Source organism: Streptomyces sp. NTD91 (assembly GCF_059510455.1).
On the sequence record NZ_JCAJZW010000001.1, the window covers coordinates 538650 to 559539 of the forward strand.

A 20890-nucleotide genomic window follows, 5' to 3' on the forward strand; every position below is an offset into this window, starting at 1 on the left:
CACGGTCAGCAGGGAGAACGTCATGATCACCAAGGTTTCGCACCAGATCGCCGACCACGGTCCCACCGACGTCGTCCTCGCCCTCGCGGTCGCCCTCCACCTGCACATCCCCATCCCGGCGCCCCGCAGGCCCGAGTCGGTGCCACGCGCGCCGGAGGTGGCCGCCGCACCGGTGCCCGAGCTGATGGGTCTGCACACCGGCCCTCTCCGGACCCACCGCCGCAAGGTGCTGCTGCACCGCCTGACCGCGGTCCCGGCCCTCGCCTGACCCGCGGGGGCGCGCCTCGCGGCTCTGTGCCTGCGGCCCGCCGGCCGTGGCACGCTGAGAGACAGCGAAGAGACCGTGAAGACCCGTACACCCCACCCACCGCATCCCGAGGAACCGCGAGCGATGAGCCCCGCCGAAGGCGACCGTGACCCCCAGCGCATCCTGATCGTCGACGACGAGCCAGCCGTACGCGAGGCGCTCCAGCGCAGTCTCGCCTTCGACGGGTACGACACGGAGGTCGCCGTCGACGGCGCGGACGCGCTGGAGAAGGCCACCGCCTACAGGCCCGACCTGGTCGTGCTGGACATCCAGATGCCGCGCATGGACGGCCTGACGGCGGCCCGCCGCATCCGCGGCGCCGGCGACACGACGCCGATCCTGATGCTGACGGCCCGGGACACGGTCGGCGACCGGGTCACCGGGCTGGACGCCGGTGCCGACGACTACCTGGTCAAGCCCTTCGAGCTGGACGAACTGTTCGCCCGCATCCGCGCGCTGCTGCGGCGCAGCTCGTACGCGGCAGCGGTGTCGGCCCAGGCCCAGGAGGACGAGGCACTCACCTTCGCCGACCTGCGCATGGACCTCGCGACCCGGGAGGTCACCCGCGGCGGCCGACCGGTGGAGCTGACCCGCACGGAGTTCACCCTCCTGGAGATGTTCATGGCGCACCCGCGCCAGGTCCTCACCCGCGAGCAGATCCTCAAGGCAGTCTGGGGCTTCGACTTCGAGCCCTCCTCCAACTCGCTCGACGTCTACGTGATGTACCTGCGCCGCAAGACGGAGGCCGGTGGCGAGCCGCGGCTCGTGCACACCGTGCGGGGCGTGGGGTACGTCCTGCGACAGGGTGGCGCCGAGTGAAGAAGCTGGTACGGCGTTACCGCTCCCTGCCGATCAGAACCCGCCTGGCGATGCTGGTCGCGGCGGCCGTGGCGTTCGCGGTGGCGGCGGTGTCGGTGACGGCCTGGTTCATCGTGCAGGGCAAGCTGTACGACCTGATCGACAAGGATCTGCAGAACTCCTCGCAGCGTCCCGTGCGGGCCGGGCAGGTGCTCGATCTGCTGGCGGCGTGCCCGCGCAGCCCGACCGATTCCTCCAACGGGCTTCCGGCCCACAACAACATCTACTCGCAGCTGGTCAAGGCGGACGGCACCGCCTGCGTCTCGGTGGACTCACCGGGCGTGGTGCGGACCACCTCCGCCGACCGGGCGGTCGTCGGGCACGACACCAGCCAGGGCGGCATCCTGCGCGACGGCACGGACACCGACGGCAACCCCGTCCGGGTGCTCACCATGCCGCTGGTGGTCCTCACCGACACCGGGCCCCAGGTGTACTCCGGCGCCGCCTGGATGACCGCCGTACCGCTGGAGAACACCGAGAAGACCCTCAACGACCTGGCCCTGATCCTCCTCCTCGTGTCCGGCATAGGAGTCCTCGGCGCCGGTGCCGCGGGCCTCGCCGTCGCCCGGGCGGGCCTGCGTCCCGTCGACAAGCTCACCGAGGCCGTGGAGCACGTGGCCCGGACGGAGGACCTGACGATCCGCATCCCCGTGGAGGACGACAGCGAGGACGAGGTGGCCCGCCTGTCCCGCTCCTTCAACTCCATGACCGCCTCGCTGGCCAGCTCACGCGACCTGCAGCAGCAGCTGATCGCGGACGCCGGGCACGAGCTGCGCACGCCCCTGACGTCGTTGCGCACCAACATCGAGCTGCTCACCCGCAGCGAGGAGACGGGCCGACCGCTGCCGCCGGAGGACCGCAAGGCGCTGCTCGCCTCCGTGAAGGCGCAGGTGACCGAGCTGGCTGCGCTGATCGGCGACCTGCAGGAGCTGTCCCGCTCGGAGGGCCAGCGCGGCGAGCGTGTCCAGGTGGTGTCCTTCGAGGACACGGTCGAGGCGGCGCTGCGCCGGGCCCGGCTGCGCGGACCCGAGCTGACGATCACGGCGGACCTGGAGCCCTGGTACGTCCGCGCGGAGCCCTCCGCGCTGGAGCGGGCGGTCGTCAACGTACTGGACAACGCGGTGAAGTTCAGCCCCGAGGGCGGCACGATCGAGGTGCAGCTGGCCGACGGCGTCCTGACCGTCCGCGATCACGGCCCCGGCGTCCCCGAGGACGAACTCCCGCACGTCTTCGACCGCTTCTGGCGCTCCCCCAGCGCGCGGGCCCTCCCGGGCTCGGGCCTGGGCCTGTCCATCGTGGCCCGCACGGTCCAGCAGGCGGGCGGCGAGGTCACGCTCACCCGCGCGGAGGGCGGCGGCACGATCGCGACGGTACGGCTGCCGGGCGCGCCGGTCCCGCCGCCGGAGGCATCGGAGACGAGCGAGGTGCTGGCGGGGTGAGCGGCGGGTTCCGACCGAGCACGGGTTGCTGACCGGCCGGGGGTCCACTCACCGGCTGAGCTGGCGGTACCGGCCGTCGAGCCCACCTGGCCGCCGAGGCGCGGGGCCGCTGGCGCGCCGACCCGCCGGTGCACAGAACCGCCGGTGCACGGAACCGCGGGCACGAGGGCGGGCCGCCGCCGTGGCGGCCAGGAGCGAATGAGGTAAGGCGTCCGGGTGCGCCCGGATACCGGCATGGAACGCCTCTGCGGGTCGGCTGCGGAACGTGGCCGTTCGCGGCGCAGCCCAGGATCAACGCGCGGAGCGCGACCGGGATTCCATGGTCACGTCCTGGTCTCCGTCTGCCGATTCCTCACCCGCTGCGCTGCCTGCGCTTCACCCGGCCCGCCCCGTACTCTCTACGCATGAGCAGCGACGACACCGTACGGGCCTTCCCCGCCCGCTCCATCGAGACCCACTCCGCGCTCACCCCGGACCAGGCCGAGGCGGTGCGCGCCCTGCTCGCCGAGGCCGCCGCGGCCGACGGGCAGCAGCCGGTGTCCGAGCAGGGCCGGCTGCAGCTGCGCGGCGAGGCCCGCGAGGGCGTCTCGCACCTGCTGCTGGCCCTCGACGGCGAACTCGTCGGCTATGCCCAGCTGGAGGACACCGACCCGGTGGAGGCACCGGCCGCCGAACTCGTCGTACATCCCGCGCACCGCGGGCACGGGCACGGGCGCGCGCTCGGTGCGGCACTGCTCGCCGCCTCCGGCAAGCGGCTGCGGGTGTGGGCGCACGGCGGGCATCCCGCCGCCCGGCACCTCGCCCAGGTGCTCGGCCTCACCCTGTTCCGCGAACTGCGGCAGATGCGGCGTCCGTTGACGGACCTGCAGCTGCCCGAGCCGGTGTTCCCGGAGGGCGTCAGCGTGCGCACCTTCGTGCCCGGCAAGGACGACACCCCCTGGCTCGCGGTCAACGCGGCCGCCTTCGCCCACCACCCCGAGCAGGGTTCGCTGACCCAGCGGGACCTCGACGACCGCAAGGCCCAGCCGTGGTTCGACCCGGCCGGGTTCTTCCTCGCCGAGCGGCGCGGGGAGATGATCGGCTTCCACTGGACCAAGGTGCACGCCGAGGAGGGTCTCGGCGAGGTGTACGTCCTCGGGGTCCGCCCCGGTGAGCAGGGCGGCGGCCTCGGCAAGGCCCTCACCACGATCGGCCTGCGGCACCTGGCCGGGCAGCAGCTGCCGACCGCGATGCTCTATGTCGACGCCGACAATCAGGCCGCGGTGTCGGTGTACGAACGGCTGGGGTTCACGACGTACGAGACGGACCTGATGTACCGCACGGAGACCTGACCCCGCGGGGGCCGGGGCCGTCCGTCCGGGCGCCGTGACACCGGATCGCCGTGCGCGGTGCGGGTCCGTGTCCTCACGGGGCGCCGCAGTGCCGCCGTTTTCCAGCGCCGCCGCTGCGGGCAGGCGCGCCTTTGCCGGTGCCTCAAGGGCCTGGGGATCCCGGACGGCACGGGTGGGCGCTGAGGTGCCCCCTGTGGGAGGCACCCCGCACGCGCGGGCGGCCGAGCCCACCCGTCAGCCCGACGGGCCCGCGCCGCATCCGTCGCTTCTGCTCCCGCGACCCCTGTGATCCGCCCCTCGCTATCCCGCACGTCATGTCTCCGTAACCATTGATTCAGCCTGGCTTGCGACCCTCGGCCAATGACGCCCGCCGTGCCAGAGCCTTCGCCGCCCCCCGAGGGGCCCGCCCAGAACGGGGCCGGGACGCTCCCTCCCGCACGTTCCGATGCGCCCGTGATGCCGGTAGCGCGGAAGAATGGGTTCATGAGTCAGCACGACACCCAGGCAGAGGTCAAGCGCATCCAGCCCGACGTGGGCTCCATAGCCGCGCACCGCACGCATTTCGCGCAGGGCGCGGTCTCCGACCTGGAACCCGACATCGACGCGGATCTCGACGCGTACGAGGAGTCGAAGACCGACGGCGCTCCACTGCCGCAGGGTCGTTTCCTCGACCGTGAGCGCAGTTGGCTGGCCTTCAACGAGCGGGTGCTGGAACTGGCCGAGGACCCGAACACGCCGCTGCTCGAGCGTGCGAACTTCCTCGCGATCTTCGCCAGCAACCTGGACGAGTTCTTCATGGTCCGGGTGGCAGGGCTGAAGCGGCGTATCGCCACCGGCGTGGCCACGCGCTCCGCCTCCGGGCTGCAGCCGCGCGAGGTGCTGGAGATGATCTGGGCCCGCTCGCGCGAGCTCATGGCCCGGCACGCCGCCTGCTACCAGGAGGACGTCGCCCCTGCACTCGCGGAGGAGGGCATCCACCTGGTCCGCTGGAACGAGCTGACCGACAAGGAGCAGGCCAGCCTGTTCACGCTCTTCCGGCACCGGATCTTCCCCGTGCTCACCCCGCTGGCGGTCGACCCCGCGCACCCCTTCCCGTACATCTCCGGCCTGTCCCTGAACCTGGCCGTGATCGTGCGGAACCCGGTCAGCGGCCACAAGCACTTCGCCCGCGTGAAGGTGCCGCCGCTCCTGTCCCGCTTCCTGGAGAGCAGCCCCGGCCGGTACGTCCCCGTCGAGGACGTCATCGCCGCGCACCTGGAGGAACTGTTCCCGGGCATGGAGGTGCTGGAGTCCCACGCCTTCCGGCTCACCCGCAACGAGGACCTGGAGGTGGAGGAGGACGACGCCGAGAACCTGCTCCAGGCCCTGGAGAAGGAGCTCATGCGGCGCCGCTTCGGCCCGCCGGTGCGCCTGGAGGTCGAGGAGTCCATCGACCGCGAGGTGCTGGACCTGCTGGTCCGCGAGCTGAAGATCAGCGAGGCGGAGGTGTACCCGCTGCCGGGTCCCCTCGACCTCACCGGCCTCTTCCGCATCCACAGCCTCGACCGGCCCGAGCTGAAGTACCCGAAGTTCGTCGCCGGCACCCATCGCGACCTCGCCGAGGTCGAGTCGGCGTCCGCGCCGGACATCTTCGCCGCCCTGCGCACCCGGGACGTGCTGCTGCACCACCCGTACGACAGCTTCTCCACGTCCGTGCAGGCCTTCCTGGAGCAGGCGGCGGCCGACCCCGACGTCCTCGCGATCAAGCAGACCCTGTACCGGACCTCGGGCGACTCCCCGATAGTCGACGCGCTGATCGACGCCGCCGAGTCCGGCAAGCAGGTCCTCGTCCTGGTCGAGATCAAGGCCCGCTTCGACGAGCACGCCAACATCAAGTGGGCACGCAAGCTGGAGGAGGCCGGCTGCCACGTCGTCTACGGCCTGGTGGGCCTCAAGACGCACTGCAAACTGTCCCTGGTCGTCCGCCAGGAGGGCGAGACCCTGCGCCGCTACAGCCACGTCGGCACGGGCAACTACCACCCGAAGACGGCGCGCCTGTACGAGGACCTCGGGCTGCTCACCGCCGACCCGCAGGTCGGCGCCGACCTCTCCGACCTGTTCAACCGGCTGTCCGGCTACTCGCGCCGGGAGACCTACCGCCGGCTGCTGGTGGCCCCCAAGTCGCTGCGCGACGGTCTGATCTCGCGGATAGAGAAGGAGGTCCAGCACCACCGGGCGGGCCGCCCGGCGTTCATCCGCATCAAGGTCAACTCCATGGTCGACGAGGCCGTGATCGACGCCCTGTACCGCGCGTCCCAGGCGGGCGTGCCGGTGGACGTGTGGGTGCGCGGCATCTGCGCGCTGCGCCCGGGCGTGGCGGGCCTGTCGGAGAACATCCGGGTCCGCTCGATCCTCGGCCGCTTCCTGGAGCACTCCCGGGTCTTCGCCTTCGGCAACGGCGGCGAGCCCGAGGTGTGGATCGGCAGCGCCGACATGATGCACCGCAACCTCGACCGCCGGATAGAAGCCCTGGTACGGGTCGTCGATCCCGCCCACCGGGCGGCCCTGAACCGGCTGCTCGACACCGGCATGTCCGATGCGACCTCTTCCTGGCACCTCGGTCCGGACGGCGAGTGGACGCGACACGCGACCGACGCGGACGGACAGCCGCTGCGCAACGTCCAGGAGATGCTCATAGACGCCCGGAGGCGCCGGCGTGGCACAGCAACACCTTGACCCGACGGACCCCACGGCCCGGGTGGTGACCGGCGAGGCCCTCGCGGCGTACCTGCGCGCCCAGGCCACGGAGTTCCTCCGTGCCCTGCGCCTGCACCGCGAGACCGGCGGTGCAGGCGGGGCTGCTCCCGCGCGCGCTCAGGCGGGCGTGGGGGACGGCGGTGAAGATGAGTCCGTCGACGCGGCGCGCCTGCTGCGCCGCTCGGCCCGCCGCATCAGCGGCAGCCTGCACACCTTCCGTCCGCTGCTCGACCCCGACTGGTCCGAGGAGATGCGTCCCGAACTGGCGTGGCTGTCCGGCACGCTGGGCCTTGAACACGCGTACGCGGCCCGTCTGGAGCGACTGCTGCTGGCCCTGCACCGGCTGTCGGGGGCGACGGCCCTGCCCGCCCAGGCAGTCGTTGCGGGCAGCCATGTCTCCGGGGCGGCACGGGTGGGCGGTGGGCGTGCCCCCGCGCGAGCGCATTCGAGCGTGGAGGAGGGACTGGACCCCGGCGGTCCGACCCACCCGACGGCAACTCAGGAGCGCGGCAACCTGACAGTGGGTGCGGCCAAGGCGGGCGCCCTGCTGGAACGCCAGCTGACCCTGGCCCGGACAAGGGCCCACTCCACGGCGCTCCAGGCCCTCGGCTCGTCCCGCTTCCACGCCGTCGCCGACAAGGTCGCCGTGCTGGCCAGCGAGGTTCCCCTCACCCCCACCGCGCCCACCACCGACCTGCGCTCTCCGGCAGCCGCTGCCGAGGAACGGCTGACAGACGCCATCGCGGCGCTCCCCCTGGTCACGGCGGGCCATCCCTACAACGCGGAGGCCCTGGTGCACGGCCTGTCGCCGGACCCGTCCCCGCATCCCCAGGACGGCCCCTGGCACCAGGTCAGGCTGCTGCTGCGGCTGCACCGGTACGCCCAGGAGGCGCTGCACGGCGATATGGGTACCTCCGGGCCGGAGCGAGGCCGAGAGCCTGGGGGGACACCGGTGGACGGGCGGCTGCTGGCGGCCGGCCGGGCGCTGAACCGGCACCGGGACGCCTCGGAGGCGGCAGCGGCGGCGGCCCAGGCCGCCCGTACGCCCCGGATCGCCCCGGCGACGGCGTACGCGCTCGGCGTGCTCCACGCCGATCAGCGGCACGAGGTGGAGGCCGCCAGGTTCGCCTTCCAGCAGGCCTGGCAGAAGCGGACGGTCGGCACGCCCTGAGTGCTTCCCGAGGAGGCGGTGTGAGCGACATCCTGGTGCGGGCGGCCGGCTGTGTGCTGTGGCGCCACTCGCCGGTCTCCGGGGACCTGGAGATCTGTCTGGTCCACCGGCCGAAGTACGACGACTGGTCCCACCCCAAGGGCAAGCTCAAGCGGGATGAGGACCCCCTGGCGGGCGCCCTGCGCGAGGTCGCGGAGGAGACCGGGTACACCGCCCGGCCCGGGGCCGAGCTGCCCACCCTGCACTACGTCGCGGGCGGCCGCCCCAAGCAGGTGCGCTACTGGGCGGCCGAGGCGGTCTCCGGCCGCTTCACCCCGAACGCCGAGGTGGACCGGATCCTGTGGCTCTCCCCCACCGCCGCCCGCAGCCGGCTCACCCGGGTCCAGGACCGCGAACTGGTCGACGCCCTTCACGGGCCCGCCGTGTGAGCCTCCGCGTCCGTACGCGCCTGGCTGCGGGCGCGACGGGCCGGTCCGCGCCAGCCGCAGGTGCAGCGAGCCACGCAGAAACGGCCCTGTTCCGTCGTCGAGGTGAGGTGCTCCTGCCCCTGCCGGACGCGCTCCGGCCCCTCCTGCTGCGCCACTTCGACAACGTTACCGGCCCCTGGGAAAAAGGAACCGTAGAGCGTTGTCCACCCCGTTCGCCGCGTGACGGCGGCCCCCTGCTCGTCGTTGACCGGACGAGTGGGGGCCCGTGACGGACGTACCGGCTGGGGGTAGGCAGGCGATGGAGCGGCGGCAGCACAGGAGCGCGGGCACTACGGTCCTCGCGGTCGGCATCATGCTCGGCCTCGGGGCGGGTGCCACGGGCTGTTCCGGCAGCGGCGCCGCCGCCGAGGACGTCAAGGGCGGCGGAGATCCGGTCGCCGTGCTGCGCCGGGCAGCCGACACGCTGCGCGGCGCGAAAAGTTCGCAGGCGACCACCTCCATGGAGATGGCCACGGGCGGCACCCGGGTCACCATCCGTGGTCAGGGCGTCTACGACTACCGGCACCGCCTCGGCCGGCTCACCGTCGTCCTGCCGGAGGACCCCACAGGTGCCTCCGAGCACAAACCGATCACCGAACTGCTCGCCCCGGGCGCCCTGTTCATGAAGAACCGGGGCGCGGGCGTGCCCGCCGACAAGTGGGTGCGAGTGGACATCGCCACGCTGTCCGACGGCAATCTGGTCACCGGCGGCGCGACCGACCCGTACGCGGCGGCCGAGGTTCTGCGCGGCACCCGGACCGCGACCTACGTCGGCCGGACCGAGGTCGGCGGGACTCCCGTACTGCACTACCGCGGCACAGCCGACCTGGGCAGCGCGGCCCGCCTGGCCTCCGCAGGGAACAGGGGACCGCTGGCCGCGGCGGCGAAAGGGTTTGCCACGGCCGAAGTCCCGTTCGACGCCTACCTCGACGACCAGGGCCGCATCCGCAAGCTCAGGCAGCGCTTCAGCTTCGTCAACGGCAGGCAGAAGACCCCCGTGGCGGTCGCCTCGACGACCCTGCTGTACGACTTCGGCGCCCCCGCCGACGTACGGCTGCCGCACTCCTCGGACATCTACGCGGGCCGCATCGCCGAGGACGGCGACTAGGGCGTGTTTCGAAAGTGGCGTCGTCCGCCCGGAGGGCGGGGTCCGCGGCGTCTGGTGCGGTGCATCGCAAGGCGGAGGGTCGTCCTCGTACCGGGCGTACGGGGACGATCCCGACAACGCGGCGAGGTGCCGTGCCAGGCGTCGCGGACCAGACGGGACTTTCGAAACACGCCCTAGTCCCTACCGCCGGTGCGTAAGTAGCCCGTCCGTGCCATGCGCGGTGTGTAGACCACTCCCTACTCTTGGAAGCCGGTGACGGCAGAGACGAGGTGAGGCGGGTGGCTCCGGTCGGCGGTACGGCGGTGCAGGACTACGTGGCCCTCGCCGAGATCGAGCTGTGCGGGGAGCTGATCATCGCGGCCTCCGCGGCCGAGGACCGGCTCAGTCTGGAGAGCATCGACGAGGTGCTGCGCGTCGCCGAGGAACGCGAGGACCGTGGAGCCTGAGAACACCCGGGCGTGCCCGGAGGTCTTCCCTCGATCAACTACCGACGCGAGCAACAACTCTGGGCCGAGTACACCTGGGGGGTTCGTTCGGATCGGCCCGGGTCCGCTCTGATCCGAACGAAAACCCTTAGCTCCGCAGCAGGCGGCCGATCGCCTTCGTCGCCTCGTCCACCTTCGTGTCGATCTCGTCGCCGCCCTTGAGGGCCGCGTCGGCCACGCAGTGCCGCAGATGCTCCTCCAGCAGCTGCAGCGCGAAGGACTGCAGCGCCTTGGTGGAGGCGGAGACCTGGGTCAGTATGTCGATGCAGTAGGTGTCCTCGTCGACCATCCGCTGCAGGCCGCGGATCTGGCCCTCGATCCGGCGCAGCCGTTTGAGGTGCTCGTCCTTCTGCTTGTGGTAGCCGTGCGTGGCGCGCGGGGTGTGCGGGGTCTCACCCATGGCCTCGCCGGTGGTCTCGGAGGGTGCCGTGGCGCCGGCCTCGGTCGTCGTCATCGCGGGCCTCCATGTCGGGACAAGCGTCGGGCACAATCGGGGATACATACCCCTACTGGGTATATGGTAACCAACTTTCCGGGGTAGAGAGCCCTTGGTCCGCCCCCGTGCCGATCGCGCTGACCGATGGGCGACACTGGGATGCGGCCCATTAGCCGTGGCCGGATGATGCGCCTAGCATCAGCCTGACCGAAACCGAAGCACCTAGAGGAACCCACGTGCGCTTTCGTCTGACCCCCAGGGAGACGAGCTTCTACGACATGTTCGCCGCGTCCGCGGACAACATCGTCACCGGCTCGAAACTCCTGATGGAACTGCTCGGGGCGGACGCATCCGCCCGGGCCGAGATCGCAGAGCGTATGCGGGCCGCGGAACACGCAGGTGACGACGCCACACACGCGATCTTCCACCAGCTGAACTCCTCGTTCATCACGCCGTTCGACCGCGAGGACATCTACTCCCTCGCCGGATCCCTCGACGACATCATGGACTTCATGGAGGAGGCCGTCGACCTGGTCGTCCTCTACAACGTCGAGGACCTGCCGAAGGGTGTCGAGCAGCAGATCGAGGTGCTGGCCCGGGCGGCCGAACTGACCGCGGAGGCGATGCCGAACCTCCGCACACTGGACAACCTCACCGAGTACTGGATCGAGGTCAACCGGCTGGAGAACCAGGCGGACCAGATCCACCGCAAGCTGCTGGCCCACCTCTTCAACGGCAAGTACGACGCGATCGAGGTGCTCAAGCTCAAGCAGATCGTGGACGTCCTGGAAGAGGCGGCGGACGCGTTCGAGCATGTGGCGAACACGGTGGAGACCATCGCCGTCAAGGAGTCCTGAGGCGTCGATGGCCACCTTCGCCCTGGTCGTGACCATCGCGGTCGCGCTCTTCTTCACCTACACCAACGGCTTCCACGACTCGGCGAACGCGATCGCCACCTCGGTCTCCACGCGGGCGCTGACCCCGCGGGCGGCTCTCGCCATGGCGGCGGTCATGAACCTGGCCGGCGCCTTTCTGGGCTCCGGGGTCGCCAAGACGGTCAGCGAGGGCCTGATCGAGTCGCCCTCGGGCTCGCACGGGATGGGCATCCTCTTCGCGGCCCTGATCGGCGCGATTACCTGGAACCTGGTCACCTGGTACTTCGGCCTGCCCTCGTCCTCCTCCCACGCCCTGTTCGGCGGCCTGGTCGGAGCGGCTCTCGCGGGCGGCACCGGCGTCCACTGGAACGGCGTGGTCGACAAGATCATCATTCCGATGATCCTCTCCCCCGTGGTGGGCCTGATCGTCGGTTTCGTCGCCATGCTGGTGATCATGTGGGTCTTCCGCCGGTCCAACCCGCACAAGGCCAAGCGCGGCTTCCGTATGGCACAGACGGTCTCGGCGGCCGGCATGGCCCTCGGCCACGGTCTCCAGGACGCGCAGAAGACCATGGGTGTGGTCGTCATGGCACTGGTGATTTCCGGCCATGAGACGTTCGGCGACCCGATCCCGGTGTGGGTGAAGGTGATCTCGGCCGTGATGATGTCCCTCGGCACCTACGCCGGCGGCTGGCGCATCATGCGCACCATGGGCCGGAAGATCATCGAGCTGGACCCGCCGCAGGGCTTCGCGGCGGAGGCGACCGGCGCGTCGATCATGTTCGGCACGGCGTTCCTCTTCAAGGCCCCCATCTCCACGACCCACGTCATCACGTCCGCCATCATGGGCGTGGGCGCCACCAAGCGCCTCAACGCCGTCCGCTGGGGGGTGGCCAAGAACATCGTCCTGGGCTGGTTCATCACGATGCCGGCTGCGGCCGTGGTCGCCGCGCTGGCCTTCGGCATCCTGAAGCTGACGGTGCTGTAACTCCCTCTTCCCGCCCGGAACGCCCACCCCCCCTTCGGCCACCCACTCTTCAGCGGGCCGAAGAAGGGTGGGCGTTCCGCCACCAGGCAGCAACGAGGTCGGGCCGTCCGGAGGCACCACAGAGACAGCGCAGGTGCACAGCCGCGACACGGGTAAGCGCAGCGAGGGTGCGCGGGACCGGTGGACCGAGAGGCGGGGTGCGGTCCCGGTGGGCCGCGGGGTCGGGGGCGGAGCCCCCGAGCGCGGCGCGGAAGGAGAACGCAGTGGGCCCGCCCCCGGACGGGGGCGGGCCCTCTTGCGTCCTCGCGGTGGCACCGCCATGCAGCACCGCGAGGGGTTCTCGGCGCCGCCCCGGCCAGGCCGAAGCGGCAGCGTCCGTCAGCCGAAGCGGCCCGAGATGTAGTCCTCGGTCGCCTGCACGGACGGGTTGGAGAAGATGCGCTCGGTGTCGTCGATCTCGATCAGCCGGCCCGGCTGACCCACCGCGGCGAGGTTGAAGAACGCCGTACGGTCCGAGACACGCGCCGCCTGCTGCATGTTGTGCGTCACGATGACGATCGTGAAGCGCTCCTTCAGCTCACCGATCAGGTCCTCGATCGCGAGGGTCGAGATCGGGTCCAGGGCGGAGCAGGGCTCGTCCATCAGCAGGACCTGCGGCTCGACCGCGATCGCGCGGGCGATGCACAGGCGCTGCTGCTGACCGCCGGACAGACCCGAGCCGGGACGGTTCAGGCGGTCCTTGACCTCGTTCCAGAGGTTCGCGCCCTTGAGCGACTTCTCGACGACGTCGTCCAGTTCGCTCTTCTTGAACCGGCCGTTCAGGCGCAGCCCGGCCACAACGTTGTCGTAGATCGACATCGTCGGGAACGGGTTGGGGCGCTGGAAGACCATGCCGATGGTGCGGCGCACGGCGACCGGGTCGACCCCGGAGCCGTACAGGTCCTGGTCGTCCAGGAGGACCTTGCCCTCGACCCGCCCGCCGGGCGTGACCTCGTGCATGCGGTTGAGGGTGCGCAGGAACGTCGACTTGCCGCAGCCGGAGGGGCCGATGAACGCCGTCACCGACCGCGGCTCGACGGTCATCGAGATGTCCTCGATCGCCTTGTGGGAGCCGTAGTAGGCGGTGAGACCGCTTACGTCGATTCGCTTGGCCATGTCTACTTCACTTCCAGAAATTCAAGCTCGGTCGCTGTGTGGCCGCGTCAGCGACCGGTCTTCGGGGCCTTCCAGCGGGCGATGCCGCGGGCCACCAGGTTGAGGATCATCACGAAGGCGATCAGCACCAGGGCCGCCGACCAGGCTCGGGCGTACGCCTGGTCCGTGCCGAGGAGGTACTGCTCGTAGATGTAGAACGGCAGCGACGACTGCGGCCCGTTGAACGGGTCGTTGTTGATCATCTGGTTGCCGAACACGAGCAGCAGGACAGGGGCGGTCTCGCCGGCGATACGGGCCACGGCCAGCATGACGCCGGTGGTGATGCCGCCGAGCGCGGTGGGCAGGACCACCTTCAGAATGGTGCGCCACTTCGGCACGCCGAGCGCGTAGGACGCCTCGCGCAGCTCGTTGGGCACCAGCTTGAGCATTTCCTCGGTCGACCGCACGACGACCGGGATCATCAGGATGACCAGGGCGAGCGAGCCGGCGAAGCCGGAGTAGTGGAAGCCGAGGGCCAGGATCCAGAAGGCCAGGATGAACAGACCGGAGACGATCGACGGGATGCCGGTCATGACGTCCACGAAGAACGTGACCGCCAGGGCCAGCTTGCCGCGCCCGTACTCGACCAGGTAGATGGCGGTCAGCACACCGATCGGCACGGCGATCAGGGAGGCGAGACCCACCTGCTCCAGGGTGCCGATGATGGCGTGGTAGACACCGCCGCCCTCGTCGCCCGCGAGGATGCCGGCCATCGAGTGGGTCAGGAAGTTGCCGTCGAGGTCCTTCGCGCCCTTGGCGATGGTGGTCTCCACCAGCGAGTACAGCGGTACGACGGCGAGAACGAAGCACGCCCACACCAGGCTGGTGGCCACCCGGTCCTTCGCCTGGCGGTGGTCTTCCATGACCGCGGTGGTCACGTACGTTCCGAGGACGAAGAGCACCAGGGCGATCAGGCCCCACTGCACGTGGCTGGACAGGTCGAGGACCTGCCCGATCGTGACGCCCAGAGCGATGGCGATCACCGCGATGGCGGCAGGCACCCACCGGGGCAACCGGCGGTGGGTGAGGGCGCCGCGCGGGACCAGGGGGTCCCGGGTCGGGCGCTGGTCGGTCATGGTGTCGCTCATGCGTTGGCCCCCGAGTACTCCTTGCGGCGGGCGATGATCAGCCGGGCCGCGCCGTTGACCACCAGGGTGATCACGAAGAGCACGAGACCGGAGGCGATGAGGGCGTCACGGCCGAGGTCCGTGGCCTCCCCGAAGTGCGAGGCGATGTTCGCGGCGAAGGTGCCGCCGCCCGGGTCGAGCAGGTGTGCGCTCAGGGTGTCCGAGGACGACAGCACAGTGGCGACAGCCATCGTCTCGCCGAGCGCACGGCCCAGGCCCAGCATCGAGGCGCTGATGATGCCGGAGCGGGCGAACGGCAGGACCGCCATGCGGATGGTCTCCCAGCGGGTGGCGCCGAGGGCCAGCGCGGCCTCCTCGTGCGCCTGCGGGACCTGGCGGATGACCTCCCGGCTGACGTTGGTGATGATCGGCAGGATCATGATCGCCAGCAGGATGCCCACCGTGAACAGGTTGCGGGGCGCGGTGCCGGGGTTGGACTGGTCGAAGACGACCGTCCAGCCGAGGTACTTGTCCAGCCAGGACGTGAGCCCGCCCAGGTGCGGCACCAGGAAGAGGGCGCCCCACAGGCCGTAGACGATGGACGGTACGGCGGCGAGCAGGTCGACGATGTACGCGAGCGCGCCACCCACCTTGCGGGGGGCGTAGTGCGTCATGAACAGCGCGATGCCGACCGCGATGGGCACGGCGACGATCATCGCGATGAGCGAGCTGACGATCGTGCCGTAGAGCAGGACCGCGATGCCGAAGACCGGCGGGGTGGCATTGGCGTTCCACTCGAAGGTGGTGATGAAGTCGCCGTGGTCGTGGGAGATCGCGTTGACGGCGCGCGCCGTGAGGAAGACCGCGATGGCGGCCATGATCACGAGGAGCAGGATGCCGGAACCCCGGGACAGACCCGAGAAGACGCGGTCACCGAACTGAGTGACGGAGCGTGCTCCCTTTCCGGCGGAAGGCGCTGGAGGCGCGGGTGAGTTCTTTTCTACCGATATTCCCATGTCGTTCTCCGGTCTGGTTGGGGGATCGCTCCCCCGGCGGCGGTGCACCGGATGGGTGATGACGCCAGTCCGGTCCCGCGGTCGTCACGACGCGGGACCGGCCTCTTCGGGCGCCCTCCCGCTCCCTGCGGGTGCGGGACGGGCGCCGGGCGTCAGGACAGGCTGCTGATCGCGGACCGCACCTTGGTGGCGATCTCGGCCGGCAGCGGGGCGTAGCTCTGGTCGGCGAGCTTGGACTGGGCGTCCTCGCCGGCGATGTAGCTCAGGAAGGCCTTGGTGGCGGGCAGGGTGTCGGCCTTGTTGCCCTTGTCGCAGACGATCTCGTTCGTGACCAGGACGATCGGCCAGGCGCCCTCCGCCTTGGTGGCGTAGTTGAGCTGGAGCGCCAGGTCGCTGCCGGTGCCGACGATCTTGGCATCGGCGATCGCCTTGGACGCCGAGTCCGTGGTCAGCGCGACCGGCTTGGAGGCGCCGGTGTTCAGCTGGGCCATCTGCAGCTTGCCGGAGGTGGCGTACGACAGCTCGTCGTAGCCGATGGCGCCGTTGGTCTGCTTGACGCCGGCGGCGACGCCGGAGGATCCCTTGGCGGACTGGCCGCCCGGGGCCTGCCAGGCCTTGCCGCCGCTGTACTTCCAGTCCGCCGGCGCGGCGGCCTTCAGGTACTTGGTGAAGTTGTCGGTGGTGCCGGAGTCCTCGGTGCGGTGGTAGGCCTGGATCGCCAGGTCGGGCAGCTTGACGCCCGGGTTCAGCTTGGCGATCGCCGGGTCGTTCCACTTCTTGATCTTGCCGTCGAAGATCTGGGCGACCGTCTTGGCGTCCAGGGTCAGGTTGTCGACACCCTCGAGGTTGTAGATCAGCGCGATGGGGCCGCCCACCATCGGCAGGTCGATGGCCTGGCCACCGGTGCAGACCTTCTTGGAAGCAGCGATCTCCTCCGGCTTCAGCGGGGAGTCGGAGCCGGCGAAGGCGGTGGCACCCTGCAGGAACTCCTGGATGCCGGCGCCGGAGCCGACACCCTTGTAGTTGATCTGAACGCCGTTGCAGGCGGCCATGAAGTCCTTCGACCACTGCCCGATCGCGTTCTGCTGCGCGGTGGAACCGGAGGCCAGCAGGTTGCCCTTGGCGCTGTCGCACTTGATGGAGCCGGCCTGGGTCGACGCCGAGGCCGTGCTCTTGCCGCCGGTGTCGTTGTTGTTGTCGGAGCCGCACGCCGTCAGGGCCAGGGCGCCGGAGACGGCGATCGCACCGAGCGACAGGGCCCGCAGCCGGTTCTTGCGCTGAAGCATCACTTTCAGGAGTTCCTTCCAGGAGCCGCCGCTGTCCGGCGGCGTGCGAGGTATGGAGGAGCGCGGGCGCATATGGCCGCGCTCCGCACCGTGCACGGCCGAAATTAGGCAGAACAGGTGAAGCCGCCGATGGCCGGAAGTGAACGGGGGGTGAACCCCTGCCGTCGGCCCGGTTAGGTCACGGAATGCTCACGGGGAGGGCACACGGAGGTTCCGACCGTCGGGGTGCGCGGGTGTGTCTTCGGCGTTCGGTTCCCTGTGGATGAACTGTTACGAACCAACGCGCCGAAGCGGTCGTCTCACCCCTCGACAGGCCACGGGGGCCTGCGGAAGGGCGACACAGGACGATGGGCATGGAACGGCGTACGTTCATCGCGGGCGGCACAGCCGTACTGGCCGCGACCGCACTGACCGGGTGCAGTTCGGGCTCGGGCAGCTCGACCGCCTCGACGCGCACGGGATCATCCTCGCTCGCCTCGCTGAAGACCACCAGCGACAGCGCCGCCGCGAACTGGGCGGCCCTCGCCCGCGACCTGGACGGCACCCTGGTCCGCCCCGGGGACGCGAACTGGACGACGGCCCACCAGCTCTACAACACCCGCTTCGACGGCCTGAAGCCCGCCGCGGTCGCCTATGCGGCGCACGCCGAAGACGTCCGGACGACCCTCGCCTACGCCCGGGCGCACGCGATACGGGTGTCGATACGCAACGGCGGCCACTCCTACGCGGGCTACTCCTCCGGCGACGACCGCCTCGTCCTCGACGTGTCCCGGCTGAACCGCATCCGTGTCCTCGGCGGCCGGGCCGTGGTCGGGGCCGGCTCCAAACTGATCGACGTGTACCGGGCGCTGGCCGCGAAGGGCGTGACCATACCCGCCGGTTCCTGCCCCACCGTCGGCGTCTCCGGCCTGGTCCTCGGCGGCGGCCACGGGGTCGCCTCGCGGGCGTACGGCCTGACCTGCGACAGTCTCACCCGGGCCACCCTGATCACCGCGGACGGCACTCAGGTGACGGCCGACGCGAGCAGCCACTCCGACCTGTTCTGGGCGCTGCGCGGCGCCGGCAACGGCAACTTCGGCGTCGTCACCGAACTGCAGTTCAAGACCCACCCGGCGCCGCAGGCCGTGACGGCGTACATGACCTGCCCCTGGTCGAAGGCCGCAGCCGTGCTCAAGGCCTGGCAGGAGTGGGGCCCCGGCCAGCCCGACGAGATCTGGTCGTCCCTGCACCTGGAGTGCGCGCCGGGCCGCACCCCCACCGTCTCCGTGGCCTGCTTCTCCCTCGGCACCTACGGCGAACTCCAGAACGCCGTGGACCGGCTGGCCCACGCGGCCGGCACGAACGCCTCCTCCGTCAGCCTGCGCCGCCGGGGCTACGAACAGGCGATGGAGATCTACGCCGGCTGCTCCTCCTTCTCCACCGACGCCCAGTGCCACCTGCCGGGCTCCACCCCGGGCCGCTCCCCGCAGGGGCGCCTCGGCCGGGAGACGTACGCGGCCCGCTCCGACTTCTTCGACCGTTCGCTGTCGGCGGCGGGCATCCGGACGGTGCTGAACCAGATCGCCTCGGTGCGGGGCGGCGCGGGCAGCATCGCGTTCACGGCCCTCGGCGGCGCGGTCAACCGCGTCTCCCCCACGGCGACGGCATTCGTCCACCGCCGCTCCCGGATGCTGGCCCAGTACATCGCGTCCTGGAGCGCGGGGGCGTCCGGCGGTACGGCGCAGTCGTGGCTGACGTCGGCGCACAAGGCGATGTCGCCCTACGCCTCCGGCGCGGCGTACCAGAACTACACGGATCCGACGCTGACGGACTGGAAGAGGGCCTACTACGGGGACGCGGCGAGCCGCCTGACCAAGGTGAAGAAGCAGTACGACCCGGAACGGTTCTTCTCGTACGCGCAGGGGTTGTAGGGCCGGGCCGGGAGCGGCCGGCATGCCGCCGTGGCCTGCCGGCAGTCGTCCCCCGGAGGGCGGTTCGCCGGGCGGCACGGCTGGGCGCGGGCGGCGGCGCATCGGCGCGGGCGGGCCGTCCCGCCCACGGTCGGCGGCAGCGCCGGGCTACGCCGCCAGGTCCCGTTCCTCGGACTCGACCGAGCGACCGACGTCGGGGACGACCGGGACGCCCGGCAGGGGACCGCGTCGCACGATCCACCCCGCCCTCGGCGAGCGTTCCACCGCTCGCATCAGCGGGGTGAGCAGCGCCATGGCGAGCGGGGACAGCAGCAGCGCCACGGCCGTACCGAGGGCGAAGCCGCCGACGACGTCCGTCGGATAGTGCACGCCCATGAAGACCCGGCAGAAGCCCTCCAGCAGCGCGAGCCCTATCCCCACGAGGCCGAGGCGGCGGTCGGCGACGAAGAGGCCCACGCCCACGGCCATGGTGATGGTCGCGTGGTCGCTGACGAAGGAGAAGTCGGTCTTGCCGGAGACGAGGACGTCGAGTCCCTGGTGTTCCACGAAGGGCCGGGGGCGCTCCACGAAGCCCCGGATGGGCACGTTCACCAGCACGGCGATACCGGCCGCGAGCGGCGCCCAGACCAGCGCGGCGACAGAGGACGCGGCGTCCTCGCCGCCCCGGCGCCGCACCGTCCACCAGCACCACAGCACGAGCAGGACCATGGCGAGCAGCAGGCCGTACTCACCGACGAACTCCATGGCCCGGTCGAACCAGTGCGGGGCGCCCTTGGCGAGGCCGTTGATGTCGTAGAGCAGGCCGACGTCGGGGTTCGATCCGGATTCGGCGAGTACAGCCATGGTGCTGCGGCCCCTTCGTCGTCTGCCGGACGCACCTCGTGTGCGTCGCTCCTACCCCCGTGGTTCGTAGATCCGCTTCCGCTGCACTGTCGCACTGCCCGTACTGACGTCCGCTCGGCTACGTCAACAGGAACGCACGGTCCCCATCAATACGTTCCACTCTCCACTGAACGATCACGCAGACGTTATCGAAGAGAGATTCATCACCGCAGCTCAGGGCGTTGGTTCACGGTGTGTCACACCGTCGTGGAGAGCGCTTTTGCGCCATCTTCGGTGACACGGGTGGCACCGAAGTAGTCGGGGGTGTCGATGGGGTCGAACCTGATCACGGCGCCCGTGCGCGGCGCGTCGATCATGTACCCGCCGCCGACGTAGATCCCCACGTGGTGGATGGCCCGCGAGTCGCCCAGGTCGGTGGAGAAGAACACCAGGTCGCCCGGCAGGAGTTGGTTCCGCGAGGGGTGCGGTCCGGCGTTGTACTGGTCGTTGGCCACCCGCGGCAGGCTGATCCCGACCTTCCCGTACGCGGCCTGCGTCAGCCCCGAGCAGTCGAACCGCCCGCCCTGCGAGGCCGCTCCCTCGCCGCCCCACAGATACGGCGTCCCGAGCTTGCTCTGCGCGAACGCGATGGCCCCGGCGGCCTGTTGGGTGGGGTCGATCCGGCCGGCGGGGGCCGCGAAGCTCTGCGCGAGGCTGCGGATCCGCTTGACGTAGTTCTGCGTCTCGCTGATCGGCGGGACGCCGCCGGCCTGTATGACGCGGTAGGCACCGGCGTTGTAGGCGGCGAGCATGTTGTCGGAGACGTTGCCCGGCACGTCCTTGACGTACTTCGCCAGTTCGCAGTCGTACGAAGCGGCCGACGGGATCGCGTCGCCCGGGTCCCAGATGTCCCTCTTGCCGTCGCCGTTGCCGTCGATGCCGTGCGTGGCCCACGTGCTGGGGATGAACTGGGCGATGCCGCGCGCGTCCGCCGGGCTGACGACGTTCGGGTTCCAGCCACTTTCCTGGTACAGCTGGGCGGCGAGCAGCGCGGGGGTGAGCGCCGGGCACAGGTTGCCCCACTCCTGCACGAGCGACTTGTAGGCGGCCGGTACGGCACCCTTCGCGAGCGCCCGGCCGCCCGTGCCGAGTCCGTTGACGAGGTTCCCGGCGACGACGTACACCCCGACGACGAGCAGCATCACGAAGCCCGTCCCGGCCCCCACGAGGGCGCCCCCGGCCACCCACGCCTTACGCACCGTCAACCGCCCCTCGCCACCGGCCAGTCCGTCCGCAGCAGTCTACGAGCGCACCGGGTCCCGGCACGAGAACCCAATTCGCCGCTCACAGCGGAATCTCACGCACGCGCGGTGCGCATCCGGTCGGACGGCACC

The 20890-nt window shown here is 70.7% G+C and carries 19 protein-coding genes; 12 read left to right on the forward strand and 7 right to left on the reverse strand.

Going from position 1 to position 20890, the window contains the following annotated elements; genetic code table 11:
- The first annotated feature begins 22 nt into the window (after positions 1-22).
- From AC5WRT_RS02545 to AC5WRT_RS02585, 9 genes are all read left to right on the forward strand, one after another.
- The gene (locus tag AC5WRT_RS02545) at positions 23-268 is read left to right on the forward strand and encodes a hypothetical protein (protein ID WP_496091974.1); all 246 of its coding nucleotides are present in this window, start codon (positions 23-25) and stop codon (positions 266-268) included.
- 123 nt (positions 269-391) lie between these two features.
- A complete protein-coding gene (locus AC5WRT_RS02550; protein ID WP_496091975.1) occupies positions 392-1126 on the forward strand; it encodes a response regulator transcription factor in 735 nt (244 codons plus the stop codon).
- Positions 1123-2604 (forward strand): HAMP domain-containing sensor histidine kinase, encoded by a 1482-nt coding sequence (locus AC5WRT_RS02555; RefSeq protein WP_496091976.1) that lies wholly within the window; start codon positions 1123-1125, stop codon positions 2602-2604. Before AC5WRT_RS02550 ends, AC5WRT_RS02555 begins: the two co-directional genes overlap by 4 nt.
- A gap of 404 nt (positions 2605-3008) precedes the next feature.
- Positions 3009-3935 (forward strand): mycothiol synthase, encoded by a 927-nt coding sequence (mshD, locus tag AC5WRT_RS02560; protein ID WP_496091977.1) that lies wholly within the window; start codon positions 3009-3011, stop codon positions 3933-3935.
- Positions 3936-4295: 360 nt separating this feature from the next.
- Positions 4296-6650, forward strand: a complete 2355-nt coding sequence (locus AC5WRT_RS02565; RefSeq protein ID WP_496091978.1) for an RNA degradosome polyphosphate kinase — start codon at positions 4296-4298, stop codon at positions 6648-6650.
- Complete coding sequence (locus AC5WRT_RS02570) at positions 6631-7842, forward strand: CHAD domain-containing protein (protein ID WP_496091979.1); 1212 nt, start codon at positions 6631-6633, stop codon at positions 7840-7842. Before AC5WRT_RS02565 ends, AC5WRT_RS02570 begins: the two co-directional genes overlap by 20 nt.
- Before the next feature lie 20 nt (positions 7843-7862).
- On the forward strand, positions 7863-8270 hold the full coding sequence (locus AC5WRT_RS02575) for an NUDIX hydrolase (RefSeq protein ID WP_496091980.1): 408 nt from the start codon (positions 7863-7865) through the stop codon (positions 8268-8270).
- Positions 8271-8568: 298 nt separating this feature from the next.
- Positions 8569-9417, forward strand: a complete 849-nt coding sequence (locus tag AC5WRT_RS02580) for an SCO4651 family lipoprotein (protein ID WP_496099883.1) — start codon at positions 8569-8571, stop codon at positions 9415-9417.
- 278 nt (positions 9418-9695) lie between these two features.
- The gene (locus tag AC5WRT_RS02585) at positions 9696-9863 is read left to right on the forward strand and encodes a hypothetical protein (RefSeq protein WP_496099892.1); all 168 of its coding nucleotides are present in this window, start codon (positions 9696-9698) and stop codon (positions 9861-9863) included.
- 127 nt (positions 9864-9990) lie between these two features.
- Here AC5WRT_RS02585 and AC5WRT_RS02590 read toward each other — a convergent pair whose 3' ends face one another.
- On the reverse strand, positions 9991-10356 hold the full coding sequence (locus AC5WRT_RS02590) for a metal-sensitive transcriptional regulator (RefSeq protein WP_496091982.1): 366 nt from the start codon (positions 10354-10356) through the stop codon (positions 9991-9993).
- 218 nt (positions 10357-10574) lie between these two features.
- Here AC5WRT_RS02590 and AC5WRT_RS02595 point away from each other — a divergent pair, with 218 nt between their 5' ends.
- Positions 10575-11195: a DUF47 domain-containing protein gene (locus AC5WRT_RS02595; RefSeq protein ID WP_496091983.1), complete on the forward strand. Its 621-nt coding sequence runs from the start codon at positions 10575-10577 to the stop codon at positions 11193-11195.
- A gap of 7 nt (positions 11196-11202) precedes the next feature.
- Positions 11203-12201: an inorganic phosphate transporter gene (locus AC5WRT_RS02600; RefSeq protein ID WP_496091984.1), complete on the forward strand. Its 999-nt coding sequence runs from the start codon at positions 11203-11205 to the stop codon at positions 12199-12201.
- Positions 12202-12579: 378 nt separating this feature from the next.
- Here the strand turns inward: AC5WRT_RS02600 and pstB are convergent, their stop codons facing one another.
- The 4 genes from pstB to pstS form a co-directional block, all read right to left on the reverse strand.
- Positions 12580-13356 carry a phosphate ABC transporter ATP-binding protein PstB gene (gene pstB, locus AC5WRT_RS02605; RefSeq protein ID WP_496098611.1) on the reverse strand — a complete coding sequence of 259 codons (777 nt, stop codon included), beginning with the start codon at positions 13354-13356 and terminating at the stop codon, positions 12580-12582.
- A 47-nt stretch (positions 13357-13403) separates the two neighbouring features.
- Complete coding sequence (gene pstA, locus AC5WRT_RS02610) at positions 13404-14483, reverse strand: phosphate ABC transporter permease PstA (protein WP_496098612.1); 1080 nt, start codon at positions 14481-14483, stop codon at positions 13404-13406.
- Complete coding sequence (gene pstC, locus AC5WRT_RS02615; protein WP_496098613.1) at positions 14480-15478, reverse strand: phosphate ABC transporter permease subunit PstC; 999 nt, start codon at positions 15476-15478, stop codon at positions 14480-14482. Before pstC ends, pstA begins: the two co-directional genes overlap by 4 nt.
- A gap of 152 nt (positions 15479-15630) precedes the next feature.
- Positions 15631-16767, reverse strand: coding sequence for a phosphate ABC transporter substrate-binding protein PstS (pstS, locus tag AC5WRT_RS02620; protein WP_496098614.1), 1137 nt, complete (start codon positions 16765-16767; stop codon positions 15631-15633).
- A 350-nt stretch (positions 16768-17117) separates the two neighbouring features.
- Here pstS and AC5WRT_RS02625 point away from each other — a divergent pair, with 350 nt between their 5' ends.
- Entirely contained in the window at positions 17118-18674 is a 1557-nt protein-coding gene (locus AC5WRT_RS02625; protein ID WP_496099884.1) for an FAD-binding oxidoreductase, read from the forward strand.
- A 147-nt stretch (positions 18675-18821) separates the two neighbouring features.
- Here the strand turns inward: AC5WRT_RS02625 and AC5WRT_RS02630 are convergent, their stop codons facing one another.
- A complete protein-coding gene (locus tag AC5WRT_RS02630; RefSeq protein WP_496098616.1) occupies positions 18822-19517 on the reverse strand; it encodes a phosphatase PAP2 family protein in 696 nt (231 codons plus the stop codon).
- A 236-nt stretch (positions 19518-19753) separates the two neighbouring features.
- Complete coding sequence (locus AC5WRT_RS02635) at positions 19754-20761, reverse strand: C40 family peptidase (protein ID WP_496098617.1); 1008 nt, start codon at positions 20759-20761, stop codon at positions 19754-19756.
- Positions 20762-20890 lie beyond the last annotated feature (129 nt).